Below are 16,299 nucleotides of genomic sequence, written 5' to 3' on the forward strand. Positions count from 1 at the left end.
CGCCGGGCGGGGCGCCCGGGTTGGCCGGGCCCGCCCCCCCGCCGACCGGCTCCCGGCCGGCCGTCCCCGGGGCCAGCCCCAGGGCCAGCCCCGGGGACGGCCCGCGCGTCACGCCGCCGCGCGCGCGTTCCGTCGCCCGCCGATCCGCCCTATATCCGCTCCATGCAGCACCCAGACCCCGCCGATTTCGGCGCCCCCGGCGGCCTGTTCCGCCGCCTGCGCGACAATTGCGCGGCGGAATGGGAGCACTACGCCTGGCACCCCTTCGTGCGCGGCCTCTCGGACGGCACGCTGCCCGAGGACGCGTTCCGCCGCTACCTGGTGCAGGACTACCTGTTCCTGATCCAGTTCGCCCGCGCCAAGGCGCTCGCCGTGTTCAAGGCCGAGAGCCTGGACGCGATGCGCGACAAGACCGCGACCATCGGCGCCCTGCTCGACGAGATGCGGCTGCACGTCGGCTACTGCGCCGGCTGGGGCATCCCGGAGGCCGAGCTGCGGCGCACGCCGGAAGCCGCCGAGACCGTCGCCTACACCCGCTACGTGCTCGACCGCGGCTTCGCCGGCGACATCCTCGACCTGGAGGTGGCGCTGGTGCCCTGCACGGTCGGCTACGGCGAGATCGCCCGCCGCATCCTGCGCGACCCCGGGCGGCTGGAGGCGGGCAATCCCTACCAGAGCTGGATCGACGCCTACGCCGCCCCCGGCTACCAGGCGCTGGCCAAGGCCGCCGCCGCGCGCATCGACGCGCTTGGGGAGAGCCATGGCGGCGAGATCCGCTTCGCCGCCCTCGCCGCCACCTTCACCGAGGCGACGCGGCTGGAGGCGCGCTTCTGGCAGATGGGGCTGGACGCGGCCGAACCCGGCTGGCGCCCCGGCTACCGGCGCGACCGCACCGGCTGGATCCAGATGGCCGGCACCCCCGGCCGTCCGGCCTGAGGCGGGGCGCCATGCGCATCCTGGCCGCCATGTCCGGCGGCGTGGACAGCGCCGTCGCCGCCGGCCTGCTGCGCGAGCAGGGGCACGAGGTGATCGGCGCTACGCTGCAGCTCTACGACCACGGCACGGCGACCGGCCGCAAGGGCGCCTGCTGCGCCGGCGAGGACATCCACGACGCGCGCGACGTGGCCGACCGGCTCGGCATCCCGCACTACGTGCTGGACCGCGAGCGCCGATTCCGCGAGGCGGTGATCGACGACTTCGCCGGGAGCTACGCGCGCGGCGAGACGCCGATCCCCTGCGTCCGCTGCAACCAGACCGTGAAGTTCACCGACCTCGTCACGCTGGCCCGCGACCTCGGCTGCGAGGCGCTGGCCACCGGCCACTACGCCCGCCGCGTGGACCTGCCCGACGGCCCCGCCCTGCTGCGCGCCGCCGACCCGGCGCGCGACCAGAGCTACTTCCTGTTCGCCACCACCCGCGCGCAGCTCGAATTCTGCCGCTTCCCGGTGGGCGACTTCCCCGACAAGGCCGCCGTGCGCGCCGAGGCGGCGCGGCTCGGCCTCGCCGTGGCGGCGAAGCCCGACAGCCAGGACATCTGCTTCGTCCCCAGCGGCCGCTACCACGAGGTGGTGGCCGGGCTGCGCCCCGACGCCGCCGAGCCCGGCGAGATCGTCCATCTCGACGGCCGCGTGCTCGGCCGCCACGCCGGCATCGCGCGCTACACGGTGGGGCAGGGCAGGGGACTCGGCGACGCCTCGCGCGACGGGGAGACGCCGCTCTACGTCGCCGCGCTGGATGCGCCGCGCCGCCGCGTGGTGGTCGGCCCGGCCCCCGCGCTGCCGCGCGCCTCGGTCGAGGCCGGCGAGGTGAACTGGCTGGTCCCGCCGCCCGCCGCCCCGCTGCGCTGCGCCGTCAAGCTGCGCGCCCGCGAGGCGCCGCGTCCGGCCACGGCGCGCTGGGATGCCGATGCGGAGGGGGGCGCCGGCCTGCTTCGCCTGGACCTCGACGAGCCCGGCATCGTCGCCCCCGGCCAGGGCTGCGTGCTCTACGACGGCGACCGTGTGCTGGGCGGCGGCTTCCTGCGCCGCCCGGCCCCGGCCGCGCGGGTGGAGGCGGCGGGGAAGGTTGACAGCGCGGGAGCGGCGGCTTAACTCCCGCGCCCTCACCGATGGCGGCGTAGCTCAGCGGTAGAGCAGGGGAATCATAATCCCTTGGTCGGCGGTTCAAATCCGTCCGCCGCTACCAGTGAGGTGAACGGGCCGGCACGGCCCGGGAGGCTGCGGCCTCCGGACACGAAGCCGCCCGGGGCCTGCGCCCCGGGCGGCTTCGTGTTTTCCGCCCGCGCCATGCGGTGGTGGACTCCCCCGTTCCGCCGCACCCGGCCCTTTCCCCGGCGCCGCTCCCGGCGCATCGACGGATGCGAAGGAGCCCCGCCATGCCCGCCGCCCCGAACCCGTTCCACGGCCTTTCCGCCTTCCCGATCACCCCCGCCGACCCGAAGGGCCGCGTGGACACGGAGGCGCTGTCCGGCCTGGTCGAGCGACTCGCCGCCGCCGGCGTCGACTCCATCGGCCTGCTCGGCAGCACCGGCACCTACGCCTATCTCGCCCGCGCCGAGCGCCGCCGCGCCATCGAGGCCGCCGCGCGCACGCTCGCCGGCCCCTCGGGGAGGCGTACCCCGCTCATCGTCGGCATCGGCGCGCTGCGCACCGACGACGCCGAGGACCTCGCCCGCGACGCGGCCGAGGCCGGCGCCGACGGCCTGCTGCTCGCCCCCGTCTCCTACACGCCGCTGAAGGACGAGGAGGTGTTCCGGCACTTCGCCGCCGTCGCCGCCGCCACCGACCTGCCGCTCTGCGTCTACAACAACCCCGGCACCACGCATTTCGACGTCGGCGACGCCCTGCTCGCCCGCCTCGCCGGGGTGCCGCGCATCGTCGCCGTGAAGAACCCGGCCCCGCCCGCGCCGGAGGCCGCCGCCCGCCACGCCGCGCTGCGCGCCACGGTCCCGGACGGCTTCGCCCTCGGCTACAGCGTGGACTGGCACGCGGCGGGCGCGCTGCTGGCCGGCGGCGCCGCCTGGTACAGCGTGGCCGGCGGCCTGCTGCCCGCCCCCTGTCTCGCCCTCTGCCGCGCGGCGCGTTCCGGCGACGCGGCGCTGGCCGCCCGCCTCGACGCGCAACTCGCGCCCCTCTGGCAACTCTTCCGGGAACTGAGCAGCCTGCGCGTCGTCTACGCCGCCGCCAACCTGCTCGGCCTTTGCCGCGCCGCGCCGCCGCGCCCGATCCTGCCCCTCTCGCCGGCCGACACCGACCGCGTGGCCGCGGTGCTGCACGGCCTGTCCGCGGCCGCCTGACACCGCCCCGCCGGCCGACACGCCGTCCGGCGGCGCGCCCGGGCGTCCGCTGCCTGGAGCCGTTCCGGCCTGATATAGTCAGGCCGGAACGGCTCCAGCCTTTTGGTTTCTCGCATTTTCCGAGCCGTCGGGTGAGTACACCCAGCCTGAAAATGCTCAAGGCGTCCGCGCCACGGGGCGTGGCGGCACGGTTCAGCCCGCCGCCCCGCCCCTGTCCGCCGCCCGCCCCAGCGCCCGCTCCAGGATCGCCCGCGCCGGCAGGTAGCGGTCCCGCAGCATCGCCGCCCCGCCCGGGATCGCCGGCCGCGCCGGGTCGCTGTTGTCGAGGTTGTCGGCCAGCTTCACCCGCAGCGCCCCACGGTCGCCGCTCGCCGCCAGCGCCCGGATCCAGTCGAGATAGGGCACGGCGCGGTCGCGCGTCAGCCGCTCCACCATCGCCACCGCCTCGGGCGCGATGCCGGCGGCGCGCAGCATCTCGGCCGTGGCCGCCGTGTCCTCGATCGCGTCGTGCAGCAGCGCCGCCTGGATCTCGGCCGGGCCGGCATCGGGAAACAGCGCCACCAGCCGCCGCGCCACGCGCTCCAGGTGGCCGAGATAGGGCACGCCGCCCTTGTCGATCTGCCCGGCGTGCAGGCGCTGCGCCAGGTGCCAGGCCGGCCGGATGGCCGGGTCGGTGAGGTCGAGGCCGGTCATGCCGCCGCCTGCTCCATCGTTTCCATCCCGCATGGCCACCCGGATCACACGGCGGCCGATCCGTTCCCCGATCCGCCCCTTCGCGGGTGGCGCGGCCCTTCACGACCCACCCGCCATGTCGGATGATCGGCCCCAGGTGGTGTCAGGGCGGCGCCAGGGTAGCGCCGCCGCCGCCGCCGGCACACCGCGCGTTCCGAGGGCGCGCCACCAGGACACTGCCGCCGCCGATGCCCCATCCGCCGCCACGCCGCCCGCGCCGCGATCCGCGCCACGCCCCGCCGGCATGAGCGCCACCGACGCCATCGTCGTCGGCGGCGGGCTGGTCGGCGTCGCCATCGCGCACGGGCTCCAGCGCCAGGGGCTCGCCGTCGCGCTGCTCGACGAGGGCGACGTCGCGCATCGCGCCAGCCGCGGCAATTTCGGGCTGGTCTGGGTGCAGTCCAAGGGCATCGGCGCGCCGCACTACCAGCGCTGGACCCGCGACTCGGCCGCCGAATGGCCCGCCCTGGCCGCCACGCTGCGCGAGGCCACCGGCATCGACCCCGCCCTGCACCAGCCCGGCGGCGTCACGCTCTGCCTCTCGGAGGCCGAGCTGGCCGAGCGCGCCGAATCCCTCGCGCGGCTTCGCCGCGAATCCGGCAATGCCGGCTACGAGTACCGGCTCCTCGATCCCGCCGCGCTGCGCGAGATGCTGCCGGGGCTGGGCCCGCGCGTGGTCGGCGGCAGCTACACGCCCTATGACGGCCATGCCTCCCCGCTGCATCTCCTGCGCGCCCTGCACACCGCCTTCCGCGACGCGGGCGGCGCCTACCACCCGAACACCACGGTCGCCACCCTGCGCCCCGCCCCGCACGACTTCGCGGTGGAGGCGGCCGGCACCACGCTGCGCGCCCCGCGCCTCGTCCTCGCCGCCGGGCTCGGCAACGCCGCCCTCGCGCCGCTGGTCGGCCTCTCGGCGCCGCTGCGGCCCGAGCGCGGCCAGATCATCGTCACCGAGCGCGCCGCGCCGGTCCTGCCCATGCCGCTGGTCAACATCCGCCAGACCGGGGAGGGCTCGCTGCTGATCGGCAACAGCGCCGAGGAGGCCGGCTTCGACACGCTCACCCAGTCCCCGCCCGTCCTGCGCGACATGGCCCGCCGCGCCGTGCTGTGCTTCCCCTGGATCGCCGGGCTGAACGTCGTCCGCGCGTGGTCGGCGCTGCGCGTCATGTCGCCCGACGGGCGGCCGATCTACGACCAGTCCGAGCGCTTCCCCGGCGCCTTCCTCGCCACCTGCCACTCGGGCGTCACCCTCGCCGCGGCGCATGCCCGGCTGCTGGCGCCGATGATCGCCGCCGGCGCCCTCACCACCGCCATGTCCCCCTTCGGCGCGGGCCGCTTCGATGTTCAGAACGCGGCCTGAGGCCCGCCCGTCCGTGGTGGAGGTGCTGGTCGGGGACCGGCCGGTGCTGGTGCCCGCGGGCGCCTCGGCCGCCGCCGCCGTGCTGCTCTCGGACCTGCCCGCCATCCGGACCACGCCCGTCTCCGGCGCGCCGCGCCTGCCCTACTGCATGATGGGCGTCTGCTTCGACTGCCTCGCCGAGATCGACGGCGTGCCGAACCGGCAGGCCTGCATGGTGACGGTGGCGCCGGGCATGCGGATCGCGCCGCAGCGAGGCGTGCGGGCGGCATGAGCGGGCCGCCCCCGCACGCGCGCCGCCTCCGCGCCCCGCCCGCCGGGGCGGGCGCCGCCCTTCCCGGCGGCGCGGACGCGTCGCCCCCGCGCCGCGCCGCATGACCCCCGGCCCCGCTCCCCGCGACCTGGCGATCGTCGGCGCCGGCCCCGCCGGCATGGCGGCCGCCGTCGAGGCCGACGCGCTCGGCCTCTCGGTCGTCCTGATCGACGAGCAGCCGACCCCCGGCGGCCAGGTCTTCCGCGCCGTCGAGGCCGGGGCAGGCGATCCCGCTGGCGATCCCGCCGGTGATTCCGCTGGCGATCCTGCCCTGGCCGGCGAGGACCGGGACTCCGGCGCCCGGCTCGTCGCCGGCCTGCGCGCCGCCATCGGGGCCTCCGCGCGCCTCGACTACCGCCCCCGCACCGCCCTCTGGCACCTCGACGCCGATGCCGGCCTCCTCTCCACCGTGACGGACGGCGCGGCCGGCGAGGTCGCCGCGCGCCGCGTCCTGCTCGCCACCGGCGCGCAGGAGCGGCCGGTGCCGATCCCCGGCTGGACCCTGCCCGGCGTGCTCACCGCCGGCGCCGCGCAGATCCTGCTCAAGACCGCGGGCGCCGTGCCGGAGGGCGCGGCGGCGATCGCCGGCCAGGGGCCGCTCTGCTGGCTGCTGGCGGTGCAGCTCCTGCGCGCGGGCGCCGGCCCGCTGACCCTGCTGGAGACCTCGTCCGGCGGCGCGCTGCCGCGGGCGCTGCGCGCGGGCGGGCTGTGGTCCGGCCGCGCCGCGCTGCGCAAGGGCGTGTCGCTGATGCGCGAGGCACGCGCCCGCGGCCTTCGCGTCGTCCCGGGCGTGCGCGGCCTGCGCGCCGGGGGCGATTCCCGCCTGCGCCGCGTCGCCTGGGAAGGCGGCACGCTGGAATGCGGCACGCTGCTGCTGCACGAGGGGGTGATCCCGTCCACCCACGTCACCCGCGCCCTCGGGCTGGCGCACGAATGGGATGCCGGCCAGTTCTGCTGGCGGCCCCGCCTCGACGCCTGGGGCGCCACCAGCCACCCGGCCATCGCCGTGGCGGGCGATGGCGGCGGCATCGGTGGCTGGGAGGCGGCGGTGGCGGCCGGCCGGCTCGCGGCCCTCGACGCCGCGTACCGGCTCGGCCGGCTGGACGCCGCCGCGCGCGACGCCCGCGCCGCGCCCCCGCGCGCCGCGCTGCGCCGGGCGCTCGCCCTGCGTCCCTTCCTCGACCGCCTCTACGCCCCGTCGCCCGCCGTGCTCGCCCCGCCCGACGACGCCACGGTCGTCTGCCGCTGCGAGGAGGTGACGGCCGGGCAGGTGCGGGCCGCCGCCCGCCTCGGCGCCACCGGCCCCAACCAGGTGAAGGCCTTCCTGCGGGCCGGCATGGGGCCGTGCCAGGGGCGGCTCTGCGGCACCACCGTCGCCGCGCTGGTGGCAGGGGCGCGCGGCATTCCCGTCCCGGCGGCCGGCGTGCTGCGGCCGCGCGCCCCCTACAGGCCGGTCACGGTCGGCGCGCTGGCCGGGCCGCTGCCGGAGGCGGATGACCCGATCGGGTGAGGCTGCCCGGAAAACAAGGCGCCGGAGCGGCGCCGTAAGCCATGGCGAACGGGATCCGCGGAGCGGCTCGCCGGCCGGCGGACAGGCCCGGCGGCTTGAAGCCGCTCCGGTACGGAGCCCATGGCGAATTGCGGTCCCGGCCGGACCGCGGCAGGCTGGGCGGGCCCGCTCGGCCAGCCGCCCGGCCGCGAATCTCCGGCGGCTCGGCCGGGGAGCTGTTCGGGTGGCCGTAGGCCGGATGTAAGGCTCCCGGCCGCAAGCTCGCCGTCCGACGGGTCCGGCCCGGGCAACGCATCACCCGCCGCCGGCCGTCGGCAAACCATTGATCTCAGATTACACATTCTCCATATATTCGCGCGACCGGGCATTCCGCCCGAGACGAGGAGCTTTCCGACCCATGGCCCTTCCCGACTATCGGTACACGCAGGGGACGCCGGCTGGCTGGGGCCGCCCTGCTGCCGCCGACGCCGCCGCCATCGATGTCGGCCTGCGGGCGTACATGCTCCGGGTCTACAACTGGATGGCCTCGGGGCTCGCCCTCACCGGCATCGTCGCCTACCTGATCGCCAGCCAGCCCGCCATCACGGCGCTGTTCTGGGAGCGGGTGGTGACGCCGCGCGGCGTCGCGGCGAACCCGACGCTGCTCGGCTACGCCGCGATCTTCGCGCCGCTCGCCTTCGTGCTGGTGCTGAGCTTCGGCATCAACAAGCTGAGCAAGGGCACCGCGCAGGCGCTGTTCTGGGCATTCTGCGCCGCGATGGGCGCGAGCATGTCGCAGATCTTCCTGATGTTCACCGGCGCCTCGATCGCCAGCACCTTCTTCGTCACCGCCGGCATGTTCGCGGCCGTCAGCCTCTACGGCTACACCACGAACGCCGACCTGACGCGGATGGGCAGCTTCATGATGATGGGCCTGATCGGCATCATCATCGCCGGCCTCGTGAACATGTTCATGCAGTCCTCGGCGCTGCAGTTCGCGATCAGCGTGCTCGGCGTCGTGATCTTCGTGGGCCTCACCGCCTACGACACGCAGCGGATCAAGTCCGACTACATCGAGTACGCCTACGCGGAGGGCACGGAGCTGGCGGGCAAGCGCAGCGTGATGGACGCGCTGGGCCTCTACCTGAACTTCGTGAACCTGTTCCAGTTCATGCTGCAGTTCATGGGCGTGCGCCAGAACGACTGACGTCAGAACGACTGTTGCCAGAACGACTGGCGCCGGACACGACCCGCGCGGCACCCGCCGCGCGGGCCGACCGGAAAAGGGACCCGGGGAGCGATCCCCGGGGCCCTTTCGCTTTCCTGCTTTCGCTTTCCCGCCATGGCCCGCACGGCGCCGCGGTGGCGCCGCGGTTCCCGTTGCGTGCCGCCTGGGGCGTTTCCGGGCTGGGCGCACGCGCCCAGCGGCCGGAAGATGCCCCGGATCGAAAGGCCGGAACGGCTCCGGCGTCACGAGAACGCCACGGGGCCCGGCGCGGCTCCGCCCTCCGGGACCGGCGCTCAGGCGCCCTTCATGTAGGCCTGGATCTTGTCCGACGCCGCCGCCTTGTCGGTGCGGTCGATCGCCGCGACCTCGGCGGCGAGGCGGTCGAGCGCCTGCTCGTAGATCTGCCGCTCCGAGAAGGACTGGTCGGGCTGGCCGGCGTTGCGGTGCAGGTCGCGCACCACCTCGGCGATCGCCACCGGGTCGCCGGAGTTGATCTTCGCCTCGTATTCCTGCGCCCGGCGCGACCACATGGTGCGCTTGATGCGGGCACGGCCGCGCAGCGTCTGCAGCGCCTCCTCGATGCCCTCGGTGGTGGCGAGCTTGCGCAGGCCGGAGGAGGCGGCCTTGTTGATCGGCACCCGCAGCGTCATGCGGTTCTCCTCGAAGGTGACCACGATCACCTTGAGCGAGAGCCCGGCCGCCTGCATGGTCTCGATGCCCTGCACCGTGCCGACGCCGTGGGTCGGGTAGACGACGTGGTCGCCCGCCCTGAACTCCTCGGGCTTGACCACCCGCACCGGCTTGGGCGGCGGCGGCGGGGCATCGTCCTCGTCCTCGTCCTCCTCGATGAGGTCGAAGTCGGGCGGCAGCGGCGCCATGGCCTGCGTCTCGGCGAGGCCCGGTGGCGTCGCGCGCGCCGGTACGCCCTTGGCCGGCGCCGGCTTGCCCGGCGCGGTCCTGGCCGGACTCGCGACCTTCGCCGCCACCGCGGCCTTGCCGGCGCCGGCGGCGCGGGCCTGCTCCGGGTTGGCAGCGGGCGGGATGTCGGAGGCGACGGCTTCCGGGGCGGACTGTTTGCGGCTTTGCGCCTTCATGCCCGAACTATGTCCTTCCTGCTGCCTGTGCCACGAATGGCCGTGCCGGCCATGCTGGCCGCGACACGAGCCCTGGCCACGGCACCGATGCCGCCCCGCATGGCGGCGCCGATCTGAAACGGGAGAGCCGCCGACGCGCTCCGGCGACCGACGGCCCAGGGGTGGAAATGTACCAGAAATGACTTACCGCGTCATCCCCTGTCATCATGGCTCCCGGCAGGAGCCCCTGTCGCGGGCGGTGCAACATCCCGCCCGCCCCGCCCGGCTGCTCCGGCCTGCCGGCCCCAGCGCCGGGAGGCGGATCAGGGCTTGCCCGGCTCGGGGCTGAACAGCGCCTTCTTGTCCGGCTTGTCCTTCCACTCGTCGGCATCGGCCGGGGTGTCGCCCTTGCGGGTGATGTTGGGCCAGCTCCCGGCATAGGTGCGGTTCAGCTCGGCCCATTCCGCCGCACGGTCGTCGCTGTCGGGCACGATCGCCTCGGCGGGGCATTCCGGCTCGCACACGCCGCAGTCGATGCACTCGTCGGGATGGATCACTAGGAAGTTCTCGCCCACATAGAAGCAGTCCACCGGGCAGACCTCGACGCAGTCCATGTACTTGCACTTGATGCAGTTCTCGGTGACGACGTAGGTCATGCACGGCTCCAGGGCAGGATCGCGGACCGCCCGGCTGGCCGCCCGGGCGAGCGGGTCGGGGTTCGGGGTCGGCCGGTCGCGGCGGGCCCGATGCGGCCCGGAGCCGGTGCCCGCGCCGGCCCCGGCGCCTGGCCGGGCCGGCTCCGGCCGGACCCTGCCCCGCGACATGTCGGGCAGACGGGGCGCGCCGGGACGGACCGCAGGGCATGGCCGCCGCGCACCGCCGCGACACATGGCGCGGGGATGCCCGACTGGCAAGCGTGTCGGCGACATGGCGGCGCTGCGTCCGTCGGAAGGCGCCGGTGCGTCGGCGCGGATCGCCGGCAGGCGGCGTGCCCGCGGGCGCGAAGCCGCCATCCCCATGGCGCGGCCGCCCCTTCGCCCCCGCCCCTTCGCCCCCGCGCCGACCGCCCTGCGCCGACCGGTCCGCGTCGTCCTCGCCCGACCGGCATCAGCCCCGGGCGCCGTCCTGCGACACGCCGCCGGGCGGCCCCGGCTCGGCGGGCGGCAACTCCTCGTACAGGCCGCGCGCCTCGGCCGCCGGCCCGCGCCGGTCGCCCAGCGCCCGGATTCGCCACACGCGCACCGCGGCGCGCCCCGGCGCGAAGGTCAGCACGTCGCCCGGCCGCAGCCTGGCGTGCGGCTTGTCGGTGGGCTGGCGGTTGATCCGCACCCCGCCCGTCTCGACCAGCCGGGCGCAGGCGGCGCGGGTCTTGGCCACGCGCGCGCACCACAGCCACTTGTCCACGCGCTGCCAGTCCCGGTCCTCGGCTTCCGCCACCCGTCCCGTCCCCGTCCCGTCAGGCGGGGAGGGTAGGGGGGAAAGGGACCGCGCCGGAAGCCTCGCCGCCACCGGCGCGCGCAGCCTTGACCGCCGCCGGTCCACCCGCCGCCGGTCCACCCGCTGCCGGCCCGCTCGCCGCCGGGCTCCCCGCCACCGGACTTCCCGCCGTCATCCGGTCGGCTGCGCCGCCTCGCCGCCCGGCCCGGCCGCCACGCCGTCTCGCGCCACCGCCCGGCCGCGCCGCAGCACCAGCCGGCGCGGCGGCCGCGCCACCACCGCCTCGGCCGGCGACTCCGCCGCCACCAGCACGAGGTCGGCCCAGCAGCCCGGCGCCAGCCCGTAATCCGCCAGCCCCAGCACCGCCGCGCCGCCCGTGGTGCAGAGGTCGAGCGCCATGGCGATCTCCTCGTCGCGCCGGCAGTTCCAGCGCAGCCCGGTCAGCATCGCCCGCTCCAGCATGTCGCCGTTGCCGTAGGGGTTCCAGGTGTCGCGGATGCCGTCGTTGCCGGCGCAGACGCGGATGCCGAGCTCGCGCAGCCTCGGCACCGGCGGCACCGGCCGGCTCGCCGGCGCCGTGGTGGCGATGGCGACGTCCAGCCGCGCGAGCCGCTCCAGCAGCGCCGACACCGTGGCCGGCTCCGCATCGCCCAGGCAGAAGGCGTGGCTCACCGTCACCCGCCCCTGCATGCCCAACGCCTCGGCGCGCTCCAGGATCAGCTCCAGGCTGAAGGCGCCCAGCGCGCCGGGCTCGTGCAGGTGGATGTCCACCGGCCGCCCGAACCGCTCGGCCAGCCCGAACACCACGTCGAGATGCCCCTTCGGATCGCGGTCGATGGCGCAGGGATCGAGCCCGCCCACGATGTCCGCGCCGAGCCGCAGCGCCCCTTCCAGCAGCGCCGCGACGCCCGGCCGCGCGACGATGCCCGATTGCGGGAAGGCCACCACCTCGATCGACACGTGGTCGGCCCAGGCCGCCCGCGTCTCCATCACCCCCTCGACCGCCTCCAGCCCCATCACGTCGTCCACGTCCACGTGGCTGCGGATCGCCGTGGTGCCGAAGGCGACCGACTGCGCCACCTGCCGCGCCGACTGCCGTGCCGGGTCGATCCCCCACTCGCGCTTCAGCCGGCGCTCGGTCTCGATCTTGTCGATGATCGCCGGCCCCGCCTGGTGCGGCCGCCAGCCCATGCCCAGCAGGGTCTTGTCGAGATGCGTATGCCCCTCCACGAGCCCCGGCAGCAGCAGCGCGCCGCCGCCCTGCTCCACCGCCGCGTCCGGCGCCGGCGGCGTGCCGGGCGCGGCGATGCGCCCGTCGCGGATCAGCAGGTCGACGGGCGGCCCGCCCATCGGGCGGACGTCGCGCAGCAGCAGGTCTCGGGTCACGGCATCGCTCCGGCTCTCGTCGGGTGGCAGCGTAGCGCGGGCGGCGGGCGAGGGGGCCGGCGGCGGGACAGGATGGACGGGGAGACCGGATGCGGCCCGGGTCCGGGGCGTGCCGTACGCGCCGGGTCGCCGGCCCCGCTCAGCCCCCTCCCTTGATCCTGGCCTGCGCCGCCTCGACCAGCGCCTCCAGAGTCGGCCGGGACGGTGCGAAAAAGGTGGTCCCCGTCTCCGGCGTCGAGAAGTCCAGCAGCCGGTCGTAGGCGCCCGCCGGCTCGCCGACATACATCCGTTGCAGCATCTTCTCGATCACCCACAGCCGGCGCGAATAGCCGATGAAGTAGGTGCCGAACTCCCGCCGCCCCGGCCGGCCGAAGGGCATGTTGTCGCGCAATATGTCGTGCTCCGCGCCCTGCTCGTCGACGATGGTGGCGAGCGTCTTGTGCGACTTGCGCGGCGCGTCGTCGTCGTCCAGCTCGACGTTGTCGAGCTTGGTGCGGCCGATGATCGCCTCCTGCTCCGGCGCCGGCACCCGCCCCCAGGCGCCGAGGTCGTGCAGGTACTTCTGCACGACGACGTAGCTGCCGCCCCGGAATTCCTCGTCCTCCCCGCCCACCAGCGCCGAGGCCGGCAGGTCGGGGCCGGTCGGGTTGGCGGTGCCGTCCACGAAGCCCAGCAGGTCGCGCGCGTCGAAGTAGCGGAAGCCGCACACCTCGTCCGCGACGGTCGCCGCGTCGCCCAGCCCGTCGAGCAGCAGCCGTTCGAACTCGAAGCAGAAATCCGCCCGCTCGGCGCGGATGTGGAAGAGCAGGTCGCCCGGCGTCGCCGGCGCGTCGTGCCGGGCGCCCCTGATCGGCGCGAAGGGCTTCAGCTCCAGCGGCCGCCGGCCGAGCCGCAGCCTGTCCCACAGCGCGCTGCCGATGCCGACGATGCAGGAGAGCCGCGCACCGAGGTCGCGGAACCCGACCGTCTTGACCAGGTCCGCCAGCCCGTCGAGCGTCGCGCAGACCTTGCCGAGCGCCGCGTCCCCCTCCGGGACGGTGAGGACGAGGAAGACGGCGGCGCGCGACAGCGGCGCGTCGATGCTCTGGGCGTCGATCGGCACCCGGTCCCAGCTCTTCTCCGACATCCCCGGCACCCCGTCCCGTCGCGCGGTGAATAACAGACGTCCCGCCCGCCGTCGTCCAGGCCCGGCTCGCGGCCATGGCGGCGCGCCGTCCGCGCGTCTCCCGGCCCCCGGCACGGCACGGGCCCCCGGCGTCGCCGCCGGAGGCCCGTTCCCCTTCCGGCCCGCCGCGCGCGACGGGCCCGGCCGGATCAGCGCAGGTCGAACCGGTCGAGGTTCATCACCTTGGTCCACGCCGCCACGAAGGAGTCCACGAACGCCGCCTCGGCATCGTCCGTCGCATAGGCCTCGGCGAGCGCGCGGAGCTGCGAGTTCGAGCCGAAGACGAGGTCGACGCGGGTGCCGGACCACTTCTTCTCGCCGGTGGCGCGGTCGCTCGCCTCGAACAGGTTGTCCCCAACGGCGGTCCACTTCATCGTGGTGCTGGTGCGCAGCAGGTTGCGCAGGAAGTCGTTGCTCAGCGTCCCCGGCCGGTCGGTGAGGACGCCGTGCTTCGAGCCGCCGACATTGGCGCCCAGCACGCGCAGCCCGGCGATCAGCACCGTCATCTCCGGCGCGGTCAGCGTCAGCAGGTGCGAGCGGTCGATCAGCATCTCCTCGGGGGAGTAGGTCTGCGGGCCGCTGACGAAGTTGCGGAACCCGTCCACCTTCGGCTCCAGCGGCGCGAAGGATTCGGCGTCCGTCTGCTCGTCCGTCGCGTCGGTGCGGCCCGGGGTGAAGGGCACGGTGACGTCGTGTCCGCCCTTCCTCGCCGCCGCCTCCACCGCGGCGCAGCCGCCGAGCACGATCAGGTCGGCCAGCGACACCTGCTTGCCGCCCGTGGCGGCGCCGTTGAATTCGCGCTGCACCGCCTCGATCCTCGCCAGCGCGTCGGCCAGCGCCGCCGGCTCGTTCACCTCCCAGTCCTTCTGCGGCGCGAGGCGGATGCGCGCCCCGTTCGCCCCGCCGCGCTTGTCGGAGCCGCGGAAGGTCGAGGCCGAGGCCCAGGCGGTGGCGACGAGTCGCGGGATCGACAGGCCGCAGTCGAGCAGCTTCGCCTTGAGGGCCGCGACGTCCGCCTCGTCGATCGGCGCGTGGTCGGCGGGCGGCAGCGGGTCCTGCCAGATGCGCGGCTCGGCCGGCACTTCGGGCCCGAGCAGGCGGATGTGCGGCCCCATGTCGCGATGGGTCAGCTTGTACCAGGCCTCGGCGAAGACCTTCGCGAACTCGTCCGGGTTCTGGTGGAAGCGGCGCGAGATCTTCTCGTAGGCCGGGTCGAAGCGCAGCGCGAGGTCGGTGGTCAGCATCGAGGGCGGATGCTTCTTCGACGGGTCGTGCGCGTCGGGCACGAAATGCGCGGGGTCGGGGTTCTTCGGCGTCCACTGGTGGGCGCCGGCGGGGCTCTTGGTCAGCTCCCACTCGTAGCCGAACAGGTTGTCGAAGAAGTTGTTGCTCCACTTCGTCGGCGTCGAGCTCCAGGTCACCTCCAGGCCGCTGGTGATGGTGCTGCCGGCATTGCCGCTGCCGAAGCTGTTGGCCCAGCCGAGGCCCTGCATCTCGAGGCCCGCGCCCTCGGGCTCCGGGCCCACGTACTGCGAGGGGTCGGCGGCGCCGTGGGTCTTGCCGAAGGTGTGGCCGCCGGCGACCAGCGCGACGGTCTCCTCGTCGCCCATCGCCATGCGCGCGAAGGTCTCGCGGATGTCGCGGGCGGCGGCCACCGGGTCCGGGTTGCCGTTCGGTCCCTCGGGGTTGACGTAGATCAGGCCCATCTGCACGGCGGCGAGCGGGTGGGAGAGGTCGCGGTCGCCGCTGTAGCGCTTGTCGCCCAGCCACTCGCGCTCCGGCCCCCAGTCGACGGTGACGTCCGGCTCCCAGACGTCGACGCGGCCGCCGCCGAAGCCGGCGGTCTTCAGACCCATCGATTCCAGCGCGCAGTTGCCGGTGAGGATCAGCAGGTCGGCCCAGGAGAGCTTGCGGCCGTACTTCTCCTTGATCGGCCAGAGCAGGAAGCGCGCCTTGTCGAGGTTGGCGTTGTCGGGCCAGGAGTTGAGCGGCGCGAAGCGCTGCTGGCCGGAGCCGCCGCCGCCGCGCCCGTCGCCGATGCGGTAGGTGCCGGCGCTGTGCCAGGCCATGCGGATGAAGAGCGGGCCGTAATGGCCGAAATCGGCGGGCCACCAGGGCTGCGAATCCGTCATCAGCGCGAAGATGTCGGCCTTCACCGCCGCGAGGTCGAGGGACCGGAATTCCTCGGCGTAGTCGAAGCCCTTGCCCATCGGGTCGATCAGCGGGGAGTTCTGGTGCAGCACCGAGAGATCGAGCTGGTTCGGCCACCAGAGGCGGTTGGTCATCTCGAACAGGACGGCTCTGCCCTGCACCGTACCACCGCCCATCGGGCACTTGGCTTCGACGTTCATGACCGCTTCTCCACTGGCTCTGTTCTTCTGCCTGCTGTGAGAAAATGACGGCACCACCGGGGGCCTCGTGGCCGTGCGGCCCCTGCCGCGTCGCCACCCCCGCGGGCCGGCACCCGCATCCCCTCTCGCCGAGCGGGCCTAGTAAGGAGTGGCCCGATCCCGTCTAGCAAGAGGCAAAACCCGACGACGGGCAATGCCCGCCCGCCCTTCCCGGCGAACGCCGCGCCCCGCCTCCGCGGCGGCCTCGGCGGCATCGGACATCCTCCGGCGGCTGCGCGCACCGGTCGGGCGAACCGGTCGCCGCGCCGCCTCGTCCCGCGGGAACGTCCCCGTCGAACCGGACGCTAGCGACCCGGCAGGCGGGCGAGAAATCGATCTTTCCGGTCTCTGTGTTCGGTTCTTCCTGTCGATCCGCGGCGTCCCCGCCATTCCCGGGCGTCGCCGGCAGGCCGGGGAGCGTGCATCCCCCC

14 protein-coding genes and 1 tRNA gene are annotated in these 16,299 nt (G+C 75.0%); 8 read left to right on the plus strand and 7 right to left on the minus strand.

Annotation, left to right across the window (positions count from 1 at the left end; all coding sequences use genetic code 11):
• The first annotated feature begins 162 nt into the window (after window positions 1-162).
• From tenA to M0638_RS06390, 4 genes are all read left to right on the plus strand, one after another.
• Window positions 163-936: a thiaminase II gene (tenA, locus tag M0638_RS06375; RefSeq protein ID WP_248666131.1), complete on the plus strand. Its 774-nt coding sequence runs from the start codon at window positions 163-165 to the stop codon at window positions 934-936.
• 11 nt (window positions 937-947) lie between these two features.
• Window positions 948-2,090 carry a tRNA 2-thiouridine(34) synthase MnmA gene (gene mnmA, locus M0638_RS06380; protein WP_248666132.1) on the plus strand — a complete coding sequence of 381 codons (1,143 nt, stop codon included), beginning with the start codon at window positions 948-950 and terminating at the stop codon, window positions 2,088-2,090.
• Between the two features lie 19 nt (window positions 2,091-2,109).
• Window positions 2,110-2,184 (plus strand) — tRNA-Met (locus tag M0638_RS06385).
• 190 nt (window positions 2,185-2,374) lie between these two features.
• Window positions 2,375-3,295 carry a dihydrodipicolinate synthase family protein gene (locus M0638_RS06390; protein WP_248666133.1) on the plus strand — a complete coding sequence of 307 codons (921 nt, stop codon included), beginning with the start codon at window positions 2,375-2,377 and terminating at the stop codon, window positions 3,293-3,295.
• Between the two features lie 192 nt (window positions 3,296-3,487).
• On the opposite strand, the gene M0638_RS06395 is transcribed toward M0638_RS06390, so the two are convergent.
• On the minus strand, window positions 3,488-3,988 hold the full coding sequence (locus M0638_RS06395) for an HD domain-containing protein (RefSeq protein WP_248666134.1): 501 nt from the start codon (window positions 3,986-3,988) through the stop codon (window positions 3,488-3,490).
• A 283-nt stretch (window positions 3,989-4,271) separates the two neighbouring features.
• Between M0638_RS06395 and M0638_RS06400 the strand changes: the two genes are divergently transcribed.
• The 4 genes from M0638_RS06400 (at window position 4,272) to M0638_RS06415 (ending at window position 8,396) form a co-directional block, all read left to right on the plus strand.
• Window positions 4,272-5,390 (plus strand): NAD(P)/FAD-dependent oxidoreductase, encoded by a 1,119-nt coding sequence (locus M0638_RS06400; RefSeq protein ID WP_248666135.1) that lies wholly within the window; start codon window positions 4,272-4,274, stop codon window positions 5,388-5,390.
• A gap of 13 nt (window positions 5,391-5,403) precedes the next feature.
• Complete coding sequence (locus tag M0638_RS06405) at window positions 5,404-5,661, plus strand: (2Fe-2S)-binding protein (RefSeq protein WP_456316027.1); 258 nt, start codon at window positions 5,404-5,406, stop codon at window positions 5,659-5,661.
• 100 nt (window positions 5,662-5,761) lie between these two features.
• On the plus strand, window positions 5,762-7,210 hold the full coding sequence (locus M0638_RS06410) for an FAD/NAD(P)-dependent oxidoreductase (protein ID WP_248666137.1): 1,449 nt from the start codon (window positions 5,762-5,764) through the stop codon (window positions 7,208-7,210).
• A gap of 397 nt (window positions 7,211-7,607) precedes the next feature.
• A complete protein-coding gene (locus M0638_RS06415; RefSeq protein WP_248666138.1) occupies window positions 7,608-8,396 on the plus strand; it encodes a Bax inhibitor-1/YccA family protein in 789 nt (262 codons plus the stop codon).
• Between the two features lie 314 nt (window positions 8,397-8,710).
• On the opposite strand, the gene M0638_RS06420 is transcribed toward M0638_RS06415, so the two are convergent.
• The 6 genes from M0638_RS06420 to katG form a co-directional block, all read right to left on the minus strand.
• Complete coding sequence (locus M0638_RS06420) at window positions 8,711-9,511, minus strand: CarD family transcriptional regulator (RefSeq protein ID WP_248666139.1); 801 nt, start codon at window positions 9,509-9,511, stop codon at window positions 8,711-8,713.
• 302 nt (window positions 9,512-9,813) lie between these two features.
• Window positions 9,814-10,146: a ferredoxin FdxA gene (fdxA, locus tag M0638_RS06425; protein ID WP_248666140.1), complete on the minus strand. Its 333-nt coding sequence runs from the start codon at window positions 10,144-10,146 to the stop codon at window positions 9,814-9,816.
• Window positions 10,147-10,597: 451 nt separating this feature from the next.
• Entirely contained in the window at window positions 10,598-10,927 is a 330-nt protein-coding gene (locus M0638_RS06430; protein WP_248666141.1) for an RNA-binding S4 domain-containing protein, read from the minus strand.
• A gap of 171 nt (window positions 10,928-11,098) precedes the next feature.
• Window positions 11,099-12,313, minus strand: coding sequence for an amidohydrolase family protein (locus M0638_RS06435; protein WP_248666142.1), 1,215 nt, complete (start codon window positions 12,311-12,313; stop codon window positions 11,099-11,101).
• Between the two features lie 139 nt (window positions 12,314-12,452).
• Window positions 12,453-13,439: a Dyp-type peroxidase gene (locus M0638_RS06440; protein ID WP_248666143.1), complete on the minus strand. Its 987-nt coding sequence runs from the start codon at window positions 13,437-13,439 to the stop codon at window positions 12,453-12,455.
• Window positions 13,440-13,627: 188 nt separating this feature from the next.
• Window positions 13,628-15,829: a catalase/peroxidase HPI gene (gene katG, locus M0638_RS06445; protein ID WP_248666144.1), complete on the minus strand. Its 2,202-nt coding sequence runs from the start codon at window positions 15,827-15,829 to the stop codon at window positions 13,628-13,630.
• Window positions 15,830-16,299: the final 470 nt, after the last annotated feature.

Source organism: Roseomonas acroporae (assembly GCF_023223525.1).
Taxonomy (GTDB): domain Bacteria; phylum Pseudomonadota; class Alphaproteobacteria; order Acetobacterales; family Acetobacteraceae; genus Roseomonas_E; species Roseomonas_E acroporae.